The following is an 18,723-nucleotide window of genomic DNA, read 5'->3' on the forward strand; positions in this document are numbered from 1 at the left end:
CAATGAGGAGCGCAGATGACTCAGGAACAGTACTCACGAACCGACAACTCCGCCGAGTTCAATGAACTCTCACCGGGTGAGAGGGCCCCAGGGTTCTCCAAGCAGGTGGTGCGCATACGCTGGACCGGTTTCCTGCTCGGGCTCATCCTCTCGACCCTCGTCTATGCGATCATGCCCGACGGGGTCGAGCACGGCGCGAAGCTGACAGCTGCTGTCGCCGTGTTGATGGCTGTGTGGTGGATGACCGAGGCACTGCCGATCGCGGCTACCTCTCTGCTGCCGCTCGTGGCCTTTCCAGTCTTCGGCACCGAGGTCGAGATGGACACCGTCGGTGCGTCCTACGGCAACCCGATCATCTTCCTGTTCCTCGGTGGATTCCTCATCGCCCTGGCCATGCAACGATGGAACCTGCACCGACGAATCGCCCTCATCACGCTGTCCGTCATGGGCAACAAGCCGGGACCGATGATCGCAGGCTTCATGGTCGCCACCGGTTTCGTGTCCATGTGGGTATCGAACACTGCGACGGCGGTGATGATGCTGCCCATCGGAATCTCTGTTCTGATGATCGTGAGCAAGGTCATCGGAGGAGCCGTCACCGATGCTTCGGGCACTGACTCCGCGGACTCAGACGAGGGTCAGGACGACACCGGGCTCGACGCCGTGGTGAAGTCCAACTTCGGCACCGCACTCATGTTGGGCATCGCCTATTCGGCCTCAATCGGGTCCCTTGGCACCATTATCGGCACACCGCCGAACCTCTTCCTCGTCGGCTACCTCAAGGACAACCACGACATCTCCATCGGCTTCGGCCAGTGGATGCTCGTCGGGGTCCCTCTGGCGGTCGTGATGATGGTCATCGCCTGGTTCCTTCTGGTCAAAGTGCTGTTCAAGCCTGAGATCGATGAGATCCCCGGCGGCCGAGAGCTCATCCGTGAGGAATTGCGGAAGCTCGGTCCGATGTCGACCGGGGAGAAGCTGGTGCTGGGCATGTTCGTCCTCGCCGCGGTCAGCTGGATCTCCCTGCCGCTGATCTTCGATGAGCCACCGATCAGCGATGAGGGCATCGCGATGGTCATCGGTCTCCTCCTCTTCCTCATTCCCGGCGGAGCCAATCGCGGTGTCCGCCTCCTCGACTGGGACACTGCCGAGAAGCTGCCCTGGGGTGTGCTCCTCCTCTTCGGCGGTGGTTTGGCTCTGTCCGCGCAGTTCTCCTCCTCGGGACTGACCGAGTGGATCGGCAAGTCCACGAGCGGATTGGGAGTCCTGCCGACAGTCTTCGTCGTCGCGATCTTCGCCTTGATCATCCTGTTCCTCACGGAGCTGACCTCGAACACCGCGACCGCGGCCACCTTCGTTCCCGTCGTCGGCGGGGTGGCGCTGGGACTTGACCTCGATCCGTTGCTGCTGACAATTCCGGTGGCGCTGGCTGCGACCTGTGCGTTCATGCTTCCGGTCGCGACGCCGCCGAACGCCGTCGCCTACGGTTCGGGATACCTGACGGTGGCGCAGATGGTCAAGGGCGGCGTCCTGCTCAACGTCATCGGAATCGTCCTCATCACGGTCACGGTGTATGTCTTGGCCGTACCAGTATTCAACATCGTGCTCTGAACGACGAGAGAAATTGGCAGACTGGTGGAATGACTCAACTCTTCTCACCCATGACAATGCGCGGAACTGAGATCGCCAACCGCATCTGGCTCGCCCCGATGTGCCAGTATTCCTGCGAGTCCGAAGACGGGATGCCCAACACCTGGCATCTCGTTCACCTGGGCGCCCGTGCCCAGGGTGGGTTCGGACTCATCCTCACCGAGGCCTCCGCTGTCCTTCCCGAAGGACGAATCTCACCTCAAGATGCCGGCATCTGGAATGACGATCAGGCAGAGGCGTGGTCCTCGATCACTGACTTCGTCCATTCACAGGGCAGTCGCATCGGTGTGCAGCTGGCACACGCGGGCCGCAAGGCCAGCACCTACCGTCCCTTCGAGGGCAATCCTCGGGGCAGTGTCCCCGAGGCCGACGGCGGTTGGCCCACCCTCGGTGCCAGCGCCATCGCCTATCCCGGATACGAAGCGCCGCAGGAGATGACGAAGGACGACATCGCCGAGGTGGTCGATGCCTTCGCCGCGGCCGCTGTCCGAGCCATCGATGCCGGGTTCGACCTCGTCGAACTCCACGCAGCCCACGGCTACCTTCTCCATTCGTACTTGTCCCCGCTGTCGAATGAACGCACGGATGAGTACGGCGGCGACCTTACTGGACGTTCGCGAATGCTGACCGAGACCTACCAGGCAGTACGCGCAGCAGTGGGCGAGGAGGTGCCGGTATTCGTCCGTCTCTCTGCCAGCGAGTGGCGTGAAGGCGGCTTCGACATCGCCGAGGCCGTCGTGGTCTCCCGTGACCTCAAGGAACGCGGCGTCGACCTCATCGATGTCTCCTCCGGAGGCAACTTCCCCGTCAAGGTTCCAGTCGGCCCCGGCTACCAGGTGCCGCTGTCGGCAGCGATCCGGGCAGAAGGCGTGAACACAGGAAGCGTCGGCCTCATCACCGACCCGGAGCAGGCGGAGACGATTCTGGCCTCGGAACAGGCCGACGCGATCTTCCTGGCACGGGCGGCACTGCGCGAACCGGCGTGGCCGCAGAGAGCAGCCCACGATCTCGGAGTCGAACCGGGACCGTATCCACCGCAGTACACAAGAGGAGCATGGTGAACCGACAATGACGAACACTATCGAAACCGAACACGTCGTCATCCGCAGCATCGCAGTGTCCGAGATGGCGAACAACGTCTACATGATCACGGCCAAGGAATCAGGATCACAGGTCCTCATCGACGCAGCCGACGATGCTGAGGCGATCAAGGATCTCATCGCCTCGGGAGCCGAGGACACCTCGGCGGCCCCTGAGCTGCACGCGATCATCACCACACACCAGCATTGGGATCACATTCGGGCACTGCCTGCCACCTCGGCGGCATTCCCCGACGCGATGACGATCGCAGGCAGCGACGATGCGGAGGCGATCACAGCGGCCGAGGGCGTGGAGATCACGCGAGCGGTCGACCACCTCGACGTCGGAGACTTCGGCGGTTTCGTCCTGCAGGCGATCGTCCTCCGCGGTCACACGCCGGGGTCGATCGCCCTGCTGCTGCGCGACGGGGGAGAGACCATCCTGTTCTCAGGCGATTCGCTGTTCCCCGGTGGACCCGGAAAGACCTGGAGCACAGAGGACTTTGCCTCCCTGATGGACGATCTGGAAGAACGAGTCTTCGACCAACTGCCCGATGAGACGAAGGTGCTGCCCGGGCATGGTGATTCCACGACGCTAGGCGAGGAACGCCCGAAGCTGAGCGAATGGCGCGAACGCGGCTGGTGATCAGCTGGGCAGGGCGGCGAAGCCGATGCCTGCCCAGATGATGGCAGTCACAAGTGCGGCGATGATACCGAAGTTCCACGAAGTTGTGATGGTGCGTTCGCCGCGAGGGTTCGCCAGCTCCTCGTCGCTGAGGCCGGAGTAACGGTCGAGCACGGTATCGACAGCGGGATTCGGATTGTCCATCAGCCTGCGGATGCCGTGTTCGTCCTTCTCCATCTTCTTACCCCTGCCGGCCAACGGCCACGACGAGTAGACCTTCTCATGGGTGCGCACCCCGAGTCCGAAGTGGATGTCGAACCCGTCGACGAGGTTCCAGGGGATGTGCGCGGACTGCATAGGGTTGATCAGTGCGATCTCCTTGCGCCTGAGCTCGACGCGAGGGAACCGATAGAGGGCGTAGACGACGGTGATGATGGCGACCGGAATACCTGCCACCGCAAGCCCTCGTGTTGTGAAGTCTCCGACAATGATCGAGCCCAGGCCGATCACGCAGAGCCCCGCGATGACGACGAAGAGCACTGTGGAGCTCGTCGTTCGCACGATCGTCGGCTGATTGTTCCCTGCATTGCGATCCATCTCACTGTTCACCACCTGAACATCCTATCCACTGAGACTGCAGGTTGTGTGCATGTTTCCTTGATCTCGAAAGGGTAACGATTGTGAAATATGCTCAGCATGTGGACTCCGTCACAGTGCCGCGTGAATTAACTTTGAGGCATTCCATGTGAAAAACATGAACGCGGTCACACTCCCGACCAGGGAGTGATCGAGCGCAACACGCCCCGGATTGCGGGCGTGGCTACACGGGCGAAACAGCCTCATGACAACAAGGAGAGAACGTGAAAAAGCGCTTCCTCGCGGCCGGAGCCTCAGTTGCCGCAGCAGCAATGGTGCTCACTGCGTGCACACCCCCCGGCGGCGGAGACGATGAGAAGTCGTCAGAGAAATCAAGCATCAACATCGGATGGAACGAATCCTTCCGGTCGATGAACACATTGACGGCCAACGGCAATGCCGTCTCGAACGCCATTCTCACCTACATGATGAATGACAACTTCAAGCACTATGACGACAAGCTTGAGCTCCAGGATGGTTCTCTCGGCAGTGTCGAACAGGTCTCCGAAGATCCTTTGAAGGTCAAATACACCTTCAATGATGACGCCAAATGGTCCGATGGCACCCCGGTGGACGCGGCCGACTTGGCTCTGACCTGGGCCGGGCAGTCCGCGAACTTCAACACCGTCGAACAGAACAACGCTGACGACGGGTCGGTCAAGGAGAATGACGCGAAGACGGTCTACTTTGATGCGGCAACCGCAGGGTCTGCCCTGATCAAAGACTTCCCCGAAGTTTCCGACGATGGCAAGGAAGTCACCTTCAGCTACTCCAAGCCGTTCGTCGACTGGGAAACCGAGCTCGGAACGGGTGCTGACGGCGTAGGTGTTCCTGCCCACATTGTGGCTAAGAAGGCTCTCGGAATTGACGATCCGGCTGAAGGCAAGCAGGCGATCCTCGATGCGCTCAAGGACAAGGACACCGAGAAGCTGTCCAAGATCTCGAACACCTGGAACACGGGCTTCGACTTCACATCGATGCCCAAGGACGAGGATCTCCTCGTCCATACCGGCCCGTACAAGATGACCGACTTCAAGGAGGGGCAGTACGTCACTCTTGAACTCGATGACCAGTATTCCGGCCCCGTCAAGCCGAAGGTCGACACCGTGACGGTTCGCTACAACGGAGACCCGATGGCTATGATCCAGGCGATCGAAAACGGCGAAGTCGATATGACCCAGCCGCAGGCCACAGCCGACGTTCTCTCCGCTGCTGAAGACCTTGACGGTGTCACAGTCGACGCGGCCGACGGTGCAACCTACGAGCACGTGGACTTCACCTTTGACAACAAGGGTCCATTTGACCCTGAAGCCAACGGCGGCGACGAGGAGAAGGCGAAGAAGGTTCGCCAGGCGTTCCTCAAAACCGTTCCCCGCGAGGACATCGTCGAGAAGATCATCAAGCCGCTCAATGAGGAAGCCGTCACCCGTGACTCATACTCACAGGTTCCCGGCTCGCCGATGTACGACGCGGTCACCAAGGAGAACGGTGTTGCCGACGCCACCGATGTCGACGTTGAAGCTGCGAAGAAGCTCCTCAAGGAAGCCGGTGCCGATGCGCCCAAGGTGCGCATCATGTACGACAACACGAACTCGCGTCGTCAGCAGGAGTTCCAGCTCATCAAGGAATCGGCGGAGAAAGCCGGTTTCAAGATTGAGGACGTCGGAGACGTCAACTGGGGCACTCGCCTCGGCGATGGCACCTATGATGTTTCGCTGTTCGGCTGGCAGTCTGAGGGCACAGGCGTGACTGAGAACGATGCGAACTTCCGCACCGGTGCTCAGAACAACTACGGCGGCTACTCGAGCAAGAAGACGGACAAGATCCTCGATAAGCTGCTCGTATCCAAGGAAGACGAGCAGGAGAAGTTGCTCACTGATCTGGAGAGCCAGTTGAGCGAAGATGCCTTCGGTGCACCGATCTTCCAGTTCCCTGAGCTGACGATCTACCGTGACAAGGTTAAGAATGTCTCGTCGACATCTGTGTCGCCGACCATGTTCTGGAACTACTGGGAGTGGGAGACCAACTGATCCGCGACTGACGCGATCGGTTCTCCTTCACCCCCAGCTGCTGTGGGGATCACTCTGTGATCCCCACAGCAGCGTTTTCGGAAGATTGAAACGGACACCCAATGACAAGATTCATCCTCAGACGACTCCTCTCGACTGCACTCGTGCTCCTAGTCGTGACCTTCGTCCTCTACCTCCTGCTCAATGTCGCCCTCGACTTCTTCTGGGACCTGCGTTCGAGTACCTCTCCCAACATCGAGGCACTCTACGAGTCCCGCCGTCGGCTCCTCGACCTCGATACGCCCGCCGTGGTTCGCTACTTCAAGTGGCTGGCCGGCGTGGGCGGCTGTGTGGTCGGGCAGTGTGACTTCGGCGTCGCCTGGAAATCCGGCCAAGAGGTCACCTCTCAGCTTCAGGGCGCCATCGCCAACACGGTCAAGCTGATCACAGCCTCGACGATCGTGGCCATCATGCTCGGCATCGCAGTCGGAATGATCTCAGCGATCCGCCAGTATTCGGGCTTCGACTACTTCATCACCTTCGTCTCCTTCCTCCTCTATTCCCTGCCTGTGTTCTGGGTGGCGGTTCTGCTCAAGCAGTACGGTGCGATCGAGATCAACAACTTCATCAACGATCCGACGCTGAGCAGCTGGGTGCCGATCATCCTCATCTGCATTGCGCTGGGACTGTTCTGGATGGGAGCGCTGGGCGGTGGCCGAAAACGCAGGCTCATCACCTTCCTCGCAGCCACGGTCATCACCTTCGTGACGATCTACTACATCCTTGCCAGCGGTTGGCTGCAGCAGCCGAGCATCGGCATCGTCGGAGTGGTCGTCATCGGCCTCGGTGCTGCTGTGGTCATGACCTTCCTGTCGACAGGTCTGAAGAACAAGCGAGTGCTCTATGCGACGTTGGCGATGGCTGTCATCGGGGCTCTGCTGTACATGCCGCTGCAATACCTCTTCTACTACCAGGAGATGAACTGGCTGTGGATGTTCGGACTCCTGATCGTGACGATCGGTGTGGCCGTCGGCGTGGGTCTGGCGTTCCGCGGACCCGATCCTTGGGACACTGTGCGCACCACATTCTTCACCGGCCTCATCGTCGCCGTCCTCATCTTCGCCGACCGAGTGCTTCAGGGATGGGGCGAGTATTCGGACCAGCCTGCGATCAATAACCGACCGATTGCGACGATCGGCGCATCGACGCCGAATCTCGAGGGCGACTTCTGGATAGCGAACCTGGACACGTTCACCCACCTCCTCCTGCCGTCTATCGCTCTGATCCTCATCTCCTTTGCTTCGTACACCCGCTACACGCGCGGTTCGATGCTCGAGGTCATGGGTCAGGACTACATCCGCACAGCACGAGCCAAGGGGCTCAACGAACGAACTGTCGTCATGCGTCATGCGCTGCGCAATGCGCTCCTGCCTCTGGCATCTATCATTCCCGTTGACATCATCACGATGATCGGCGGCGCCGTGATCACTGAGACGATCTTCGGCTGGAACGGCATGGGCAAACTCTTCATCGATTCGATGAGACAGTCCGAACTCGATCCGATCATGGCCTACATCCTCATTACGGGCCTGCTCGCCATCATCGCCAACCTCGTCGCGGACTTCCTCTACGCAGTCCTCGACCCCAGAATCCGAGTGAACGCATGAGTACCAACAACGACAACGAAAATGCTCTCGCGCCCGACGACGTCGGGGACAACGCGATCGAAGCCAAGGAAACCGAAGGTCTGTCCCAGGGCAAGATCGTCTTCCGGAAGTTCCTCCGCCACAAGGGCGCGATGATCAGCATCGGCGTCTTCGCCTTCGTCGCCCTCTTCGCCTTCTCATCGGTGGGCTTTGGTCCGATACCTGGTTGGTGGATCTACAACCACACCTCCTCGGGACAGATCCTCAATTCGGGAGGTGCACCTACCTGGTCGTTCTCGAACTTCTTCACGTTGGGCCAACACCCCTTCGGGCAGGACGACATCGGTCGTGACAACTTCGCCCGCGTGATGAAGGGGACGCAGATCTCCATCATCGTCATGGTCATCATCGGCCTGGTCTGTCTTGTCATCGGCACGATCGTCGGCGCGCTGGCCGGCTATTACCGTGGCTGGATCGATTCTGTGCTGATGCGCATCACGGACGGCTTCATCATCCTGCCCGTCATCGTCATCGGTTCGATCCTCGGCAAGCTTGTCGGCGGTGCGAACGGACCGCTGCTGGGCCTGGCCCTCGGCGCGATCCTCTGGACCGGTCTGGCACGACTCGTGCGCGGTGACTTCATGTCCCTGCGAGAACGTGAATTCGTCGATTCGGCGCGTGTGGCCGGAGCCAGCGACTTCCGCATCATGTTCAAGCACATGCTGCCCAACGCCATGGGTGTCATCATCGTCAATACGACCCTGGTGATGAGTCAGGCGATCGTGCTCGAAGCGGCACTCAGCTACCTCGGATTCGGCATCAGTCCACCCGGTATCTCACTGGGCCAGCTGATCAGCGAATACCAGACCTCCTTCGCCACACGCCCGTGGCTGTTCTGGTGGCCCGGTCTGTTCATCATCGTCATCGCTCTGTGTGTGAACTTCATCGGCGACGGTCTGCGCGACGCGTTCGACCCGCGAATGAAGACCATTCCCAGCTGGAGGAAGATGAAGAAGGCCGAGCGCATGACCCAGAAGAAGGTCGCGAACACGACGCAGAAAGAGGAGGCGAAGTGATGACTGAACAGACGAACACAGCCAAATCACCGGTCCTCGACGTCAAAGACCTGGGAGTGAAATTCTGGGTCAATGACGAATGGTGGATGGCCGCTGAGGAACTCAACTACACGGTCAACGCTGGTGAAGTGCTCGCGATCGTCGGCGAATCCGGCTCCGGCAAATCGCAGTCGAGCATGTCACTGCTCGGCCTGCTGCCCAGCAACGGTCGGGCCACCGGCTCGGCCAAGATGGGCGGCACCGAACTCATCGGCATGCCGCCGGAGAAGATGCAGCAGATCCGAGGAAACGAGATCTCCGTCATCTTCCAGGAGCCCATGACGGCGCTCAACCCGGTCTACACGGCGGGTTTCCAGATCGTGGAGACGCTGCGTGTGCACCTGGACGTCGGCCCGACTGAGGCAAAGGAGCGCGCTCTCGAGCTGATGCGTCTCGTCGAGATCCCGGACCCCGAGGAGCGTTTCCACTCGTTCCCGCACCAGCTCTCGGGCGGACAGCGCCAGCGCATCATGATAGCTCAGGCTCTGGCGTGCCAGCCCAAGCTTCTCATCGCCGATGAGCCGACCACGGCACTGGACGTCACGGTCCAAGCGGAGATCCTCAAGCTCATGCGTGAGTTGAAGTCGAAGCTCGACGCCGGCATCATCCTCATCACCCACGACATGGGCGTGGTCGCTGATATGGCCGACCGGATGATTGTGATGAAGGCGGGGCGCGTCGTCGAATCAGGCAATGCGGAAGAGATATTCTACAATCCGCAGCACCCGTACACGAGACAGCTCCTCGAAGCCGTGCCGCACCTTGGTACAGCCATTGAGGGAGAGGCTTTCGGGGCCGACCTCGCCACCGTCGAGGACTCGGCGGTCGTGCACGAGACGGAAGCCTCCCACAGCACCGATGATGACGTCACGGCGGGCACCAACGATAGCGGGGCTCACCCGCCGAAGGCGACTCTCAGCCCCCTGGTGGCCGAGGGCGGATCAGACCGAGTCTCGGGCCTGGCCGAGGCCGCGGAGGCGGAGCAGGACCATGACCACGACATCGAGATGGACTCGACAGAGACCTATTACCACCCAGGATCTCAGGCCGATTTCTCTCAGCCCTCTGCACTGCAGCTGCGCGATGCCGCGATCGAGTATCCGGCGATCGGACGGAAGAAGGCATTCCGGGCCGCCCATCACATCAACCTGATGGTCGCTCCTGGAGAGGTCGTGGGACTGGTCGGCGAATCCGGTTCGGGCAAGACGACGATCGGTCGTGCCGCACTGGGTCTTCTGCCCACGGTCGAAGGCGATATGGTCATCAACGGCAAGAGCATCAAGGGACTGAGCAATAAGCAGCTGCGGCCTCTGCGCAAGGAAGTCGGGATCGTGTTCCAGGATCCCGGTTCCTCGCTCAACCCACGCCTGCCCGTCGGCGAGTCCATCGGCGAACCTCTGTACCTCCACGAAGGAATGAAGGGGCCAGCGCTGAGCAAGAGCGTCGAAGAGCTGCTCACCGCGGTTGAACTGCCTACATCGATGCGCAACCGCTACCCGCACGAACTCTCGGGCGGTCAGCGACAGAGGATCGGCATCGCCCGAGCACTGACGCTGCGGCCGAAGCTGCTCATCGCTGATGAGCCGACTTCGGCGCTCGACGTCTCGGTCCAGGCGAAGGTCCTCGACCTGTTCGAAGGGCTGCAGCAGGAGTACGGATTCGCCTGCCTGTTCATCAGCCACGACTTGGCCGTCATCGAACGCATCGCCTCACGTATCGCGGTGATGCGTCACGGTTACCTCGTGGAGATCGGGAAGAGCTCACAGGTCGTCGCCAACCCGGTCCATCCCTACACTCAGCGACTGCTGTCCGCGGTCCCGGTCCCGGATCCACGCGAACAGCGTAAACGTCGTGAAGCCAGGGACGCCGTTCTGGAGGCCACGGCCAACGCCTGATCCCTTGACAGGTCAGCGAATGACGAAGTGATTCGGTGGTCGCAGCGGAGAAGTCAGATTCGCCCTCGGGTGCGTTCTCACTCGCCGCTGTGACCACCGAATGCATTCACGCTCGTATTCTTCGTGCTCGATTTTGAACACCAGCTGTCATTTCCGGTAAGCGTGTGGCCGTATAATGGTCTGTTGGGTCCGCACCGGACCAATCTCTCTAGCTCATAAGGTTCTTGATGACTGAAGCCATCACGCGTCGGGAAAACCGCCGCAACGTCGCAATCGTCGCCCACGTCGACCACGGCAAGACCACTCTGGTCGACGCCATGCTCCGCCAGACAGGTGTGTTCAGCGAACACGGTGATTTTGCTGAACGCGTCATGGACTCCGGCGACCTCGAACGCGAGAAGGGCATCACCATTCTCGCGAAGAACACCTCGGTTCTCTACAACGGACCCTCAGCCGGTGACGATCCCATCGTCATCAACGTCATCGACACGCCGGGTCACGCCGACTTCGGCGGAGAGGTCGAACGCGGCCTATCCATGGTCGACGGTGTCGTTCTCCTTGTTGACGCATCCGAGGGCCCTCTGCCTCAGACCCGCTTCGTGCTACGCAAGGCGCTGGCCGCGAAGCTGCCGGTCATCCTCCTGATCAACAAGACCGACCGTGCCGATGCTCGCATTGACGGAGTCGTCGAAGAGGCCCAGGACCTGCTCCTCGGTCTCGCCTCCGACCTCGCGGATGAAGTCCCCGACCTTGATGTCGACTCGGTCCTCGATGTGCCCACAGTCTTCGCAGCAGCCAAGGTCGGCGCAGCCTCCCTCGAACAGCCCGCAGATGGAGAGGCTCCGGCCAATCCTGATCTCGAGCCGCTGTTCAAGACGATCCTCGAGACCATTCCGGCTCCGGAGATCAACGATGACGACATCCTTCAGGCACACGTCACCAACCTCGACGCTTCGCCGTTCCTGGGCCGTCTTGCTCTGCTGCGCATCTTCGGCGGCACCCTGCGCAAGGGCCAGCAGGTCGCCTGGGCTCGTGGCGATGACATCAGCTCGGTCAAGATCACCGAACTCCTGGAGACTCAGGGCCTCGACCGGGTTCCGGCCACCGAGGCATCTGCCGGCGACATCGTCGCCGTGGCCGGCATTCCAGACATCATGATCGGTGACACGCTCACCGACTTGAACAACCCGAAGCCCCTGCCCGCGATCATCATCGACGATCCTGCGATCTCGATGACCATCGGCATCAACACCTCGCCGCTGGCGGGTCGCGAAAAGGGCACCAAGGTCACCGCGCGGATGGTCAAAGATCGCCTTGACCAGGAACTCGTCGGCAACGTGTCCCTCAAGGTCCTTCCCACCGAGCGTCCCGACGCTTGGGAAGTCCAGGGACGCGGCGAGCTCGCGCTGGCGATCCTCGTCGAGCAGATGCGTCGTGAGGGCTTCGAGCTCACCGTCGGCAAGCCGCAGGTCGTCACCAAGAAGGTTGACGGCAAGGTCCACGAGCCCTTCGAAGAGCTCCAGATCGACGTTCCTGAGGACTACCTCGGTGCCGTCACTCAGCTTCTGGCCAGCCGCAAGGGTGTCATGTCGACCATGACCAACCACGGCACCGGCTGGGTCCGGATGGAATTCACCGTCCCCGCACGTGGCCTTATCGGATTCCGCACCCGGTTCCTCACCGAGACTCGCGGTACCGGCATCGCGAACTCCTTCTCGGCAGGTTACGGCCCCTGGGCCGGCAACATCGAGTTCCGGACCAACGGGTCCCTCGTCGCTGACCGTCCCGGCTCCGTGACCCCGTACGCGATGATCAACCTGCAAGAACGCGGCAGCTTCTTCGTCCAGCCCACCTCGGAGGTCTACACCGGCCAGATCGTCGGCGAGAACTCTCGCGCCGATGACATGGACGTCAACATCACGAAGGAGAAGAAGCTGACGAACATGCGTTCAGCCTCGGCGGACTCCTTCGAAAACCTCGTACCGCCCCGCAAACTGACGCTCGAGGAAAGCCTCGAATTCGCCCGTGAAGACGAATGTGTCGAGGTCACACCGGGTACAGTGCGCATCCGCAAACTGGAACTCGACCCGAAGGAACGCGCGAAGACCTACGCCAAGATGCGTAAACAGAACGCGTGAGTTCGAACAGCACAGTATGACCTCGAGCGCTCAGGACCCCATGACCGTCGTACCCCGCATCCTCTTCGTGCACGCTCATCCCGACGATGAGACGATCACGACCGGAGGGACGATCGCCGCACTGTCCGGCGAGGGCGCACAGGTCACGGTCCTGAGCGCCACACGAGGTGAGGACGGCGAGGTGATCCCCGCCGACCTCAAGGGTCTCGAGGGAAATCGGGCAGGGCTGGCCCGCGTGCGGGAATCGGAGATCGCCGAGGCGATGGCTGCCCTGGGTGTGCGCGAGCACTTGTTCCTGGGCGGCAGCGCCCACACCTTCGAAGACTCCGGCATGGAGTGGGGCGGCGATGGTCATGCCGTCGCCGCCTCGACCATGCCGGCCAATGCTCTCTGCGCGGCCGAACTGACGACCGTTGCCCGCTACATCGCCGCGGTCATCGACGAAGTCCGACCGCATGCGGTCATCACCTACGCTTCCAACGGCGGCTATGGTCACCCCGACCATGTGCGCGTCCACGAGGCCACCGTCGCTGCCGTCGATACAGCCGCATGGAGGGCCGGGCGACTCCTGTTCGTCGATGTCCCGACTGAAGCGGCCCGAGAAACATTCGACCCGAACCAGCCGGGATTTGCCGAGACTGGTTTCGCACCGGCTCAGACGATCCCGACCAAACCGCCTGTGAGCGAGATCGTCGTCGCCCAGGACATCTCCTCTGTCCTCGACACCAAGCGTCGTGCCTTGGCTGCCCATCGCACCCAGGTGACAGTGTCCGGGGCCTTCTTCGCCCTGTCGAACGGCATCGGCATGAAGATCCTCGACCACGAGTACTACTCCATCGGCGCAGGAGCCCTCATCTCTGACCTGCGGCTGCGTTCGGGTCCCGCACCCCATGTGCTCACCGACCTCGACATCGACGCCTGCGAGACGCAGGATTCAGGCGCCGGAGCCGCGGATGGAGCTGCCGGCGGCGCTCTTCCTCTGCGCCGGCGACGCCGGGAGCCGAAGAAGCCGGGCTTCTTCGCGTACGCCCACGCAGTAGTGTTGGCCGTACTCATCGGCTTCCTCGGCGCCATGCAGCACCTCAACGTGAGTGTGTTCGACTTGGCGGGCACCCCGGTCATCCTGCCCTGGGGGCTTGCCCTGTCCCTTCTCCTGGTGGCCAGCGGGCTCTGGCACCTCAAAACGATGTACCGGAGCTCCTCGCCGATGCTCATCGCCGCATTCGTCATCGTCATCCTCTCCTATGTCCTCGGCCAGCCGACGTGGCTGCCTGGCGCGGACATCATCGTGACCGGGATGCTGCGCTCAGCAGCCTGGCTGATCGGTCCGATGCTCATCGCTGCCGTCCTCGCGTTCACAAAGGTGCGGCGGCCCGAAGCAGCCCGTTAGAATCGGGAGAACTATGCCGACTCAGACCCTGTCCCACTCCTCACCGAACCCCGGCGGTCGCTCGCAGGGCACGACGGAGACTCCGAAGCGCAAGCCGTGGCTGATCGCGCTCTTCATCATCCTCGTACTCGCGGCCATCTACCTGGTGGTCGGGTTCCTCACCGGCCGCGTCCTGTCGCCTGGGACGATGGTCGCAGGCATCGATATCGGAGGCCAGTCCACCACCTCGGCCGAAGCGACTCTGCGAGAGGAGCTGGGTGACAAGGCCGGGGCGAAGATCGAGCTCAAGGCGGGAAAGCCCACCGCCGAACTCGACCCGGAGAAGGCCGGAGTCAGCTTCGACATCCCGGAGACCATCAGCCGGGCCACCGGATTCACACTGGACCCGACCATCATCTGGGACCGGCTCTTCGGCGATGACGAAATCGAACCTGTCATCAGCATCGACAACGAGTCCTTCGACGAAGCCACAGGCAAGGTGACTAAATCCCTCGAAGTTGAACCAGTCGACGCTGAGGTCAGCTACGTCAAGGCCAAGCCGGAGATCAAAGACGGCACCAACGGTCAGACCGTCGATGCCGAACAGGTGCGTACAGCCATCGAGGATTCGTGGCTGCGTACGGACAATGCACTGCCGGTCACAGCAAGCAAGGTCGAACCCGATATCACCACCGCCGAGGCGAAGGACGTCGCCGACGGCTTCGCTGAAGACGCAGTGAGCAGGGATCTGACTGTACGCGCGGAACCTGCGAAGGACGCCGACTCGGATGTCGATGCCGGCGATCTCACGATCAGTCCGACAACGATTGCGAAGACCCTGACCTTCGAACCGAAAGACTCGAAGCTGGCCCCCGTCTTCGACGAAGAGGACCTGCAGAAGCGTGTCCTGGCGTCTAACAAGGACGTCGGCAAGCCAGCGAAGGACGCCAGCTTCACGATCAGGGACGGCAAACCAGAAGTGGTGGAGTCCGAATCGGGAATCGGCATCAAAAAAGACGAACTGACGACGGCCGTCACCGACGCCATCACGGGCGAGACCGACAGGCCCACGGTCACGCTCGCCTCGGTGAAGCCGGACTTCACCACGCAGGACGCGAAGAAGGCCGATGTCTCCGACGTGATGTCAGAATTCTCGACCAGCTATTCCTCGGAGCCCAACCGCGACACCAACCTCAGAGTCGCGGCGAAGAAGGTCTCCGGCACAGTCGTTCAGCCGGGGGATCAGTTCTCCCTCAACGAAACCATCGGGCAGCGCACCGCCGCCAACGGGTACAAGGCTGCTGGAGTCATCTCGGATGGCCAGATGAAGGAAGACTTCGGCGGGGGAGTATCGCAGGTGTCGACGACGCTGTTCAACGCGGCCTTCTTCGCCGGCTTGGAACTCGACGAACACCAGGCTCATTCGCGCTATATCTCCCGCTATCCGGAAGGAAGGGAAGCGACGCTGGATTGGTCGACCATCGACATGAAGTTCACGAACACATCGAAGCAGCCGATTGTTCTCGACATGTATCTGTCCGGCGGTGAGGTTCACGCGAAGATTTTCGGCGACAAGAAGCTCAAGGTCGGCTCAGACTCCTCCGACCGTTACAACTACAGTTCGCCCGGTTCCGTGACCGATTCGGGTCCCGAGTGCACGCCGCAGACCCCGAAGCAGGGCTGGTCGATCAAGATCACGCGGACGATGAAGGACATCGAATCGGGCAAGACTTCGAAGGACTCATTCGTCACTGTCTACCGGCCGGTGAACAAGGTTGAGTGCAAGGACTGATCTGCGTCAGCCGCGGCTGGCGTACCAGGACCGGTGTCGGACTGTGGCACCGAGTGATGTGAAGAGGTTCAACGAGGCGTCATTGCTGGCCTCCACGTCAATGAGGTAAGAGCGGACTCCTCGCTGCGACAACAGTGCGGCAGCGGCCCGGGCCACAGAACGGCCTGCCCCGCGCCGACGCAGATCCGGACGGGTGACGAGGTTCGTCAGCACACCCCATTTGCTGCGCTCGACGATTCGGGCGCCGGCCACCATGGACCGGCTGCCATCCGGATGGTCGGCATAGGCCGTGATGAACTGACAGGGATCGGATGCTTCGATGAGCCCACGGAAGGCCTCGTCCGAACCCGGGTCGCGCTCACTGGCCCACGCCGCATAGTGCAGGGGACTCGGTTCCTCGCTGACGTCGATCGAGAGTCCAGGTGCGGCCGCGTCACCGGGATGCGCGGCCCCAGCTGCCGCCTCGGCGGTGGACCCGGCCAGCAGAAACACCGGCTCAGAGGGAGAATAGCCCCGGGCCGAGAGAAGTGGTGCCAGACCTTCGCACGCCGGTGCAAGCGAGTTGGAATCCTCGCTCGAATAGATCTGGATGCAACTTGGCTTCTGGCGTGCTGCGTACCAGGCCTCGACAGCATCGAGGCTCTGCTCCCAGTCCAATCCGGTGTCAGTGACGGGAAGGCAGCTGTTGGCACGCCTGGTCACCGATTCGGAGCTGCGCAGCAGCCAACCCTTCTGCAGCAATCCGATGTCGGCATCGGTTTCGGCGCTCTCATTGCGCAGATTCTCCATGTGCAGCCAGGAGATGTCCTGAGGCAGCCAGGCCGCGGCAGAGATCCTGCGCAGGTCGACGGCAGAGACGATCTCATGGGTGCGACCCGATTTCGTCGGTGCCGGCGGAACTTCGTGGACAAGCATGATCTGGTCCCGAGGTATGCGGATCGGCCCGCGTTTGGTCCCGATCTCCACCGATGTCTCGTCTGCGCTGTTGACGACGCCGAGGGCATCCGAGGTCGAGTGCGTGTCACCGGGCTCGAGCGAATACCGTACGACCACTCTTTTTCCGGGCTGCAGATCGTCCACTTGTCGCCTTCCGCCGAAACGCCTTTAAGTACTGGAGCCTCCAGCCTAATCCAGCCTCTGCCGCAGACGTTGCAGGCGTGACGGAGGACACGAATGTGAAAGCAGGATCACGTCGACCCGATGGGACCCTGCGCGGTCAGAAGGCGTAGTCTTAGGCTGTATACGTGCAATCTCGTTGAGTCTTAATAGGAGTCGTACTCGTGACGTACATCATTGCCCAGCCTTGTGTCGATCTGAAAGACAAGGCCTGCGTCGACGAATGTCCGGTCGACTGCATCTATGAAGGTGAGCGCAGCCTCTACATCCACCCCGACGAATGCGTCGATTGCGGTGCCTGCGAGCCGGTCTGCCCGGTGGAGGCGATCTTCTACGAAGACGACACTCCCGAAGAATGGTCTGAGTACTACAAAGCTAACGTCGAATTCTTCGACGAACTCGGTTCGCCAGGTGGCGCCGCGAAGCTGGGCAACACCGGCCTGGACCACCCGATCATCTCCGCCCTGCCCCTGCAGCAGCACGACTGAGCCATGTCTTCTCGCTTCGGCCTCAACCTGCCTGACTACCCCTGGGACCGGCTCACCGAATTTCGCAATCGGGCCGCAGAACATCCCGACGGGGCATGTGATCTGTCCATCGGCACCCCGGTCGATCCCACACCACAGGTGATCCAGTCCGCGTTGTCCGACGCTGGTGATGCCCACGGCTACCCGACGACGGCAGGTACGGATGAACTGCGCGAAGCCATCGCCTGGTGGTACCAGAACTGGCATGGGGTCTCGCTCGACCCCGCCGCCGAGGTGCTGCCCACGATCGGTTCGAAGGAAATGGTCGCGTGGCTGCCCACCCTGCTGGGGCTGCGCCAGGCCGGCTTGGACGTGGCCTGTCCTTCGGCGGCCTACCCGACCTACGAGATGGGTGCCACGATCGCCGGCGTCGACTGCCGCCGCCTCGACGCGGCAGACGTCGCCGCCGGAGCCTCCCTCGACGGGATCGGTCTGCTCTGGATCAACACCCCGGGCAATCCCACCGGGGAGGTGCTCGACACCGATACCCTCGCCGAGGTCGTCCGCCGTGCCCGCAGCGCCGGAGTCGTTCTTGCCTCAGACGAATGCTACGGACTCCTCAATTGGGAATCCGAGTCTCCCGCTCCGAGCATTCTCAATGCCGCCGGTGACGATCACAGCGGTGTCCTCAGCGTGTATTCGATGTCGAAGCAGTCGAACCTGGCCGGGTACCGTGCGGCCTTCGTGACCGGAGACAGTCAGCTCATCGGTGATCTCACCAGGTCGCGCAAACACGCAGGCATGATCGTGCCTTTCCCCGTCCAGGCCGCGATGATCGCCGGACTGCGAGACACTGCTCACGTCATCGAGCAGAAGGAACGGTATCGGACTCGTCGGGAACTTCTGCGCAGCGGACTCGAAGCCTACGGATTCCGCATCGATCACTCCAGTGCGGGTCTTTATCTGTGGTCGAGCGCTGATGTCAACTGTTGGGACTCGCTGTCGAAATTGGCAGAAATCGGCATCATCGCCGGTCCTGGCGAATTCTATGGTGAGGCAGCCACTGATCATGTGCGCATCGCCCTGACGGCAAGCGATGAGCGTATTCGCGCCGCCGCTCAGCGGTTGCACATGGCGGCTGGCTGAGCCGTTCGGCGGCCAGAAAGCTGGTCACTTCAGTACCCGA

The 18,723-nt window shown here is 61.6% G+C and carries 14 protein-coding genes; 12 read left to right on the plus strand and 2 right to left on the minus strand.

The features are described 5' to 3' along the window. Positions 1–15 precede the first annotated feature (15 nt). Genes FO013_RS04585 through FO013_RS04595 form a run of 3 tightly spaced genes read left to right on the plus strand, consistent with a single transcriptional unit; the run spans position 16 to position 3,375 of the window. Complete coding sequence (locus FO013_RS04585) at positions 16–1,611, plus strand: SLC13 family permease (RefSeq protein ID WP_143921364.1); 1,596 nt, start codon at positions 16–18, stop codon at positions 1,609–1,611. 29 nt (positions 1,612–1,640) lie between these two features. Continuing rightward, positions 1,641–2,711, plus strand: a complete 1,071-nt coding sequence (locus FO013_RS04590) for an NADH:flavin oxidoreductase/NADH oxidase (RefSeq protein ID WP_143921365.1) — start codon at positions 1,641–1,643, stop codon at positions 2,709–2,711. 7 nt (positions 2,712–2,718) lie between these two features. Beyond that, positions 2,719–3,375, plus strand: coding sequence for an MBL fold metallo-hydrolase (locus tag FO013_RS04595; RefSeq protein ID WP_143921366.1), 657 nt, complete (start codon positions 2,719–2,721; stop codon positions 3,373–3,375). On the opposite strand, the gene FO013_RS04600 is transcribed toward FO013_RS04595, so the two are convergent. Beyond that, positions 3,376–3,966 carry a hypothetical protein gene (locus FO013_RS04600; RefSeq protein ID WP_260847995.1) on the minus strand — a complete coding sequence of 197 codons (591 nt, stop codon included), beginning with the start codon at positions 3,964–3,966 and terminating at the stop codon, positions 3,376–3,378. Between the two features lie 248 nt (positions 3,967–4,214). On the opposite strand from FO013_RS04600, the gene FO013_RS04605 reads away from it, so the two are divergent. The 7 genes from FO013_RS04605 (at position 4,215) to FO013_RS04635 (ending at position 15,954) form a co-directional block, all read left to right on the plus strand. Further along, positions 4,215–6,020 carry an ABC transporter family substrate-binding protein gene (locus tag FO013_RS04605; protein ID WP_143921367.1) on the plus strand — a complete coding sequence of 602 codons (1,806 nt, stop codon included), beginning with the start codon at positions 4,215–4,217 and terminating at the stop codon, positions 6,018–6,020. A gap of 101 nt (positions 6,021–6,121) precedes the next feature. After that, positions 6,122–7,666, plus strand: a complete 1,545-nt coding sequence (locus tag FO013_RS04610) for an ABC transporter permease (protein WP_143921368.1) — start codon at positions 6,122–6,124, stop codon at positions 7,664–7,666. Then, positions 7,663–8,721, plus strand: a complete 1,059-nt coding sequence (locus FO013_RS04615) for an ABC transporter permease (RefSeq protein WP_009881696.1) — start codon at positions 7,663–7,665, stop codon at positions 8,719–8,721. The genes FO013_RS04610 and FO013_RS04615 overlap by 4 nt, the downstream gene beginning before the upstream one ends. After that, a complete protein-coding gene (locus tag FO013_RS04620) occupies positions 8,721–10,655 on the plus strand; it encodes an ABC transporter ATP-binding protein (RefSeq protein ID WP_143921369.1) in 1,935 nt (644 codons plus the stop codon). The genes FO013_RS04615 and FO013_RS04620 overlap by 1 nt, the downstream gene beginning before the upstream one ends. Positions 10,656–10,882: 227 nt before the next feature. Beyond that, a complete protein-coding gene (typA, locus tag FO013_RS04625; RefSeq protein WP_143921370.1) occupies positions 10,883–12,793 on the plus strand; it encodes a translational GTPase TypA in 1,911 nt (636 codons plus the stop codon). Positions 12,794–12,833: 40 nt separating this feature from the next. Further along, positions 12,834–14,183, plus strand: a complete 1,350-nt coding sequence (locus tag FO013_RS04630) for a PIG-L family deacetylase (protein WP_143921371.1) — start codon at positions 12,834–12,836, stop codon at positions 14,181–14,183. 13 nt (positions 14,184–14,196) lie between these two features. Continuing rightward, a complete protein-coding gene (locus FO013_RS04635; RefSeq protein WP_143921372.1) occupies positions 14,197–15,954 on the plus strand; it encodes a VanW family protein in 1,758 nt (585 codons plus the stop codon). Positions 15,955–15,960: 6 nt separating this feature from the next. On the opposite strand, the gene FO013_RS04640 is transcribed toward FO013_RS04635, so the two are convergent. Next, positions 15,961–17,034 carry a GNAT family N-acetyltransferase gene (locus FO013_RS04640; RefSeq protein ID WP_143921373.1) on the minus strand — a complete coding sequence of 358 codons (1,074 nt, stop codon included), beginning with the start codon at positions 17,032–17,034 and terminating at the stop codon, positions 15,961–15,963. 200 nt (positions 17,035–17,234) lie between these two features. On the opposite strand from FO013_RS04640, the gene fdxA reads away from it, so the two are divergent. Together fdxA and dapC are read left to right on the plus strand one after the other, a co-directional pair. Next, positions 17,235–17,558 (plus strand): ferredoxin, encoded by a 324-nt coding sequence (fdxA, locus tag FO013_RS04645; RefSeq protein ID WP_143921374.1) that lies wholly within the window; start codon positions 17,235–17,237, stop codon positions 17,556–17,558. Between the two features lie 3 nt (positions 17,559–17,561). Then, positions 17,562–18,683 carry a succinyldiaminopimelate transaminase gene (gene dapC, locus FO013_RS04650; RefSeq protein WP_143921375.1) on the plus strand — a complete coding sequence of 374 codons (1,122 nt, stop codon included), beginning with the start codon at positions 17,562–17,564 and terminating at the stop codon, positions 18,681–18,683. Positions 18,684–18,723 lie beyond the last annotated feature (40 nt).

Source organism: Brevibacterium aurantiacum (genome assembly GCF_007558825.1).
Lineage (GTDB): Bacteria > Actinomycetota > Actinomycetes > Actinomycetales > Brevibacteriaceae > Brevibacterium > Brevibacterium aurantiacum_A.

Bases quoted from the DNA above. Each gene is read 5' to 3' on its own strand.
- FO013_RS04585 (WP_143921364.1), top strand. From the start codon at position 16: ATGACTCAGGAACAGTACTCACGAACCGACAACTCCGCCGAGTTCAAT.
- FO013_RS04590 (WP_143921365.1), top strand. From the start codon at position 1,641: ATGACTCAACTCTTCTCACCCATGACAATGCGCGGAACTGAGATCGCC.
- FO013_RS04595 (WP_143921366.1), top strand. From the start codon at position 2,719: ATGACGAACACTATCGAAACCGAACACGTCGTCATCCGCAGCATCGCA.
- FO013_RS04610 (WP_143921368.1), top strand. From the start codon at position 6,122: ATGACAAGATTCATCCTCAGACGACTCCTCTCGACTGCACTCGTGCTC.
- FO013_RS04615 (WP_009881696.1), top strand. From the start codon at position 7,663: ATGAGTACCAACAACGACAACGAAAATGCTCTCGCGCCCGACGACGTC.
- FO013_RS04620 (WP_143921369.1), top strand. From the start codon at position 8,721: ATGACTGAACAGACGAACACAGCCAAATCACCGGTCCTCGACGTCAAA.
- typA (WP_143921370.1), top strand. From the start codon at position 10,883: ATGACTGAAGCCATCACGCGTCGGGAAAACCGCCGCAACGTCGCAATC.
- FO013_RS04630 (WP_143921371.1), top strand. From the start codon at position 12,834: ATGACCGTCGTACCCCGCATCCTCTTCGTGCACGCTCATCCCGACGAT.
- FO013_RS04635 (WP_143921372.1), top strand. From the start codon at position 14,197: ATGCCGACTCAGACCCTGTCCCACTCCTCACCGAACCCCGGCGGTCGC.
- dapC (WP_143921375.1), top strand. From the start codon at position 17,562: ATGTCTTCTCGCTTCGGCCTCAACCTGCCTGACTACCCCTGGGACCGG.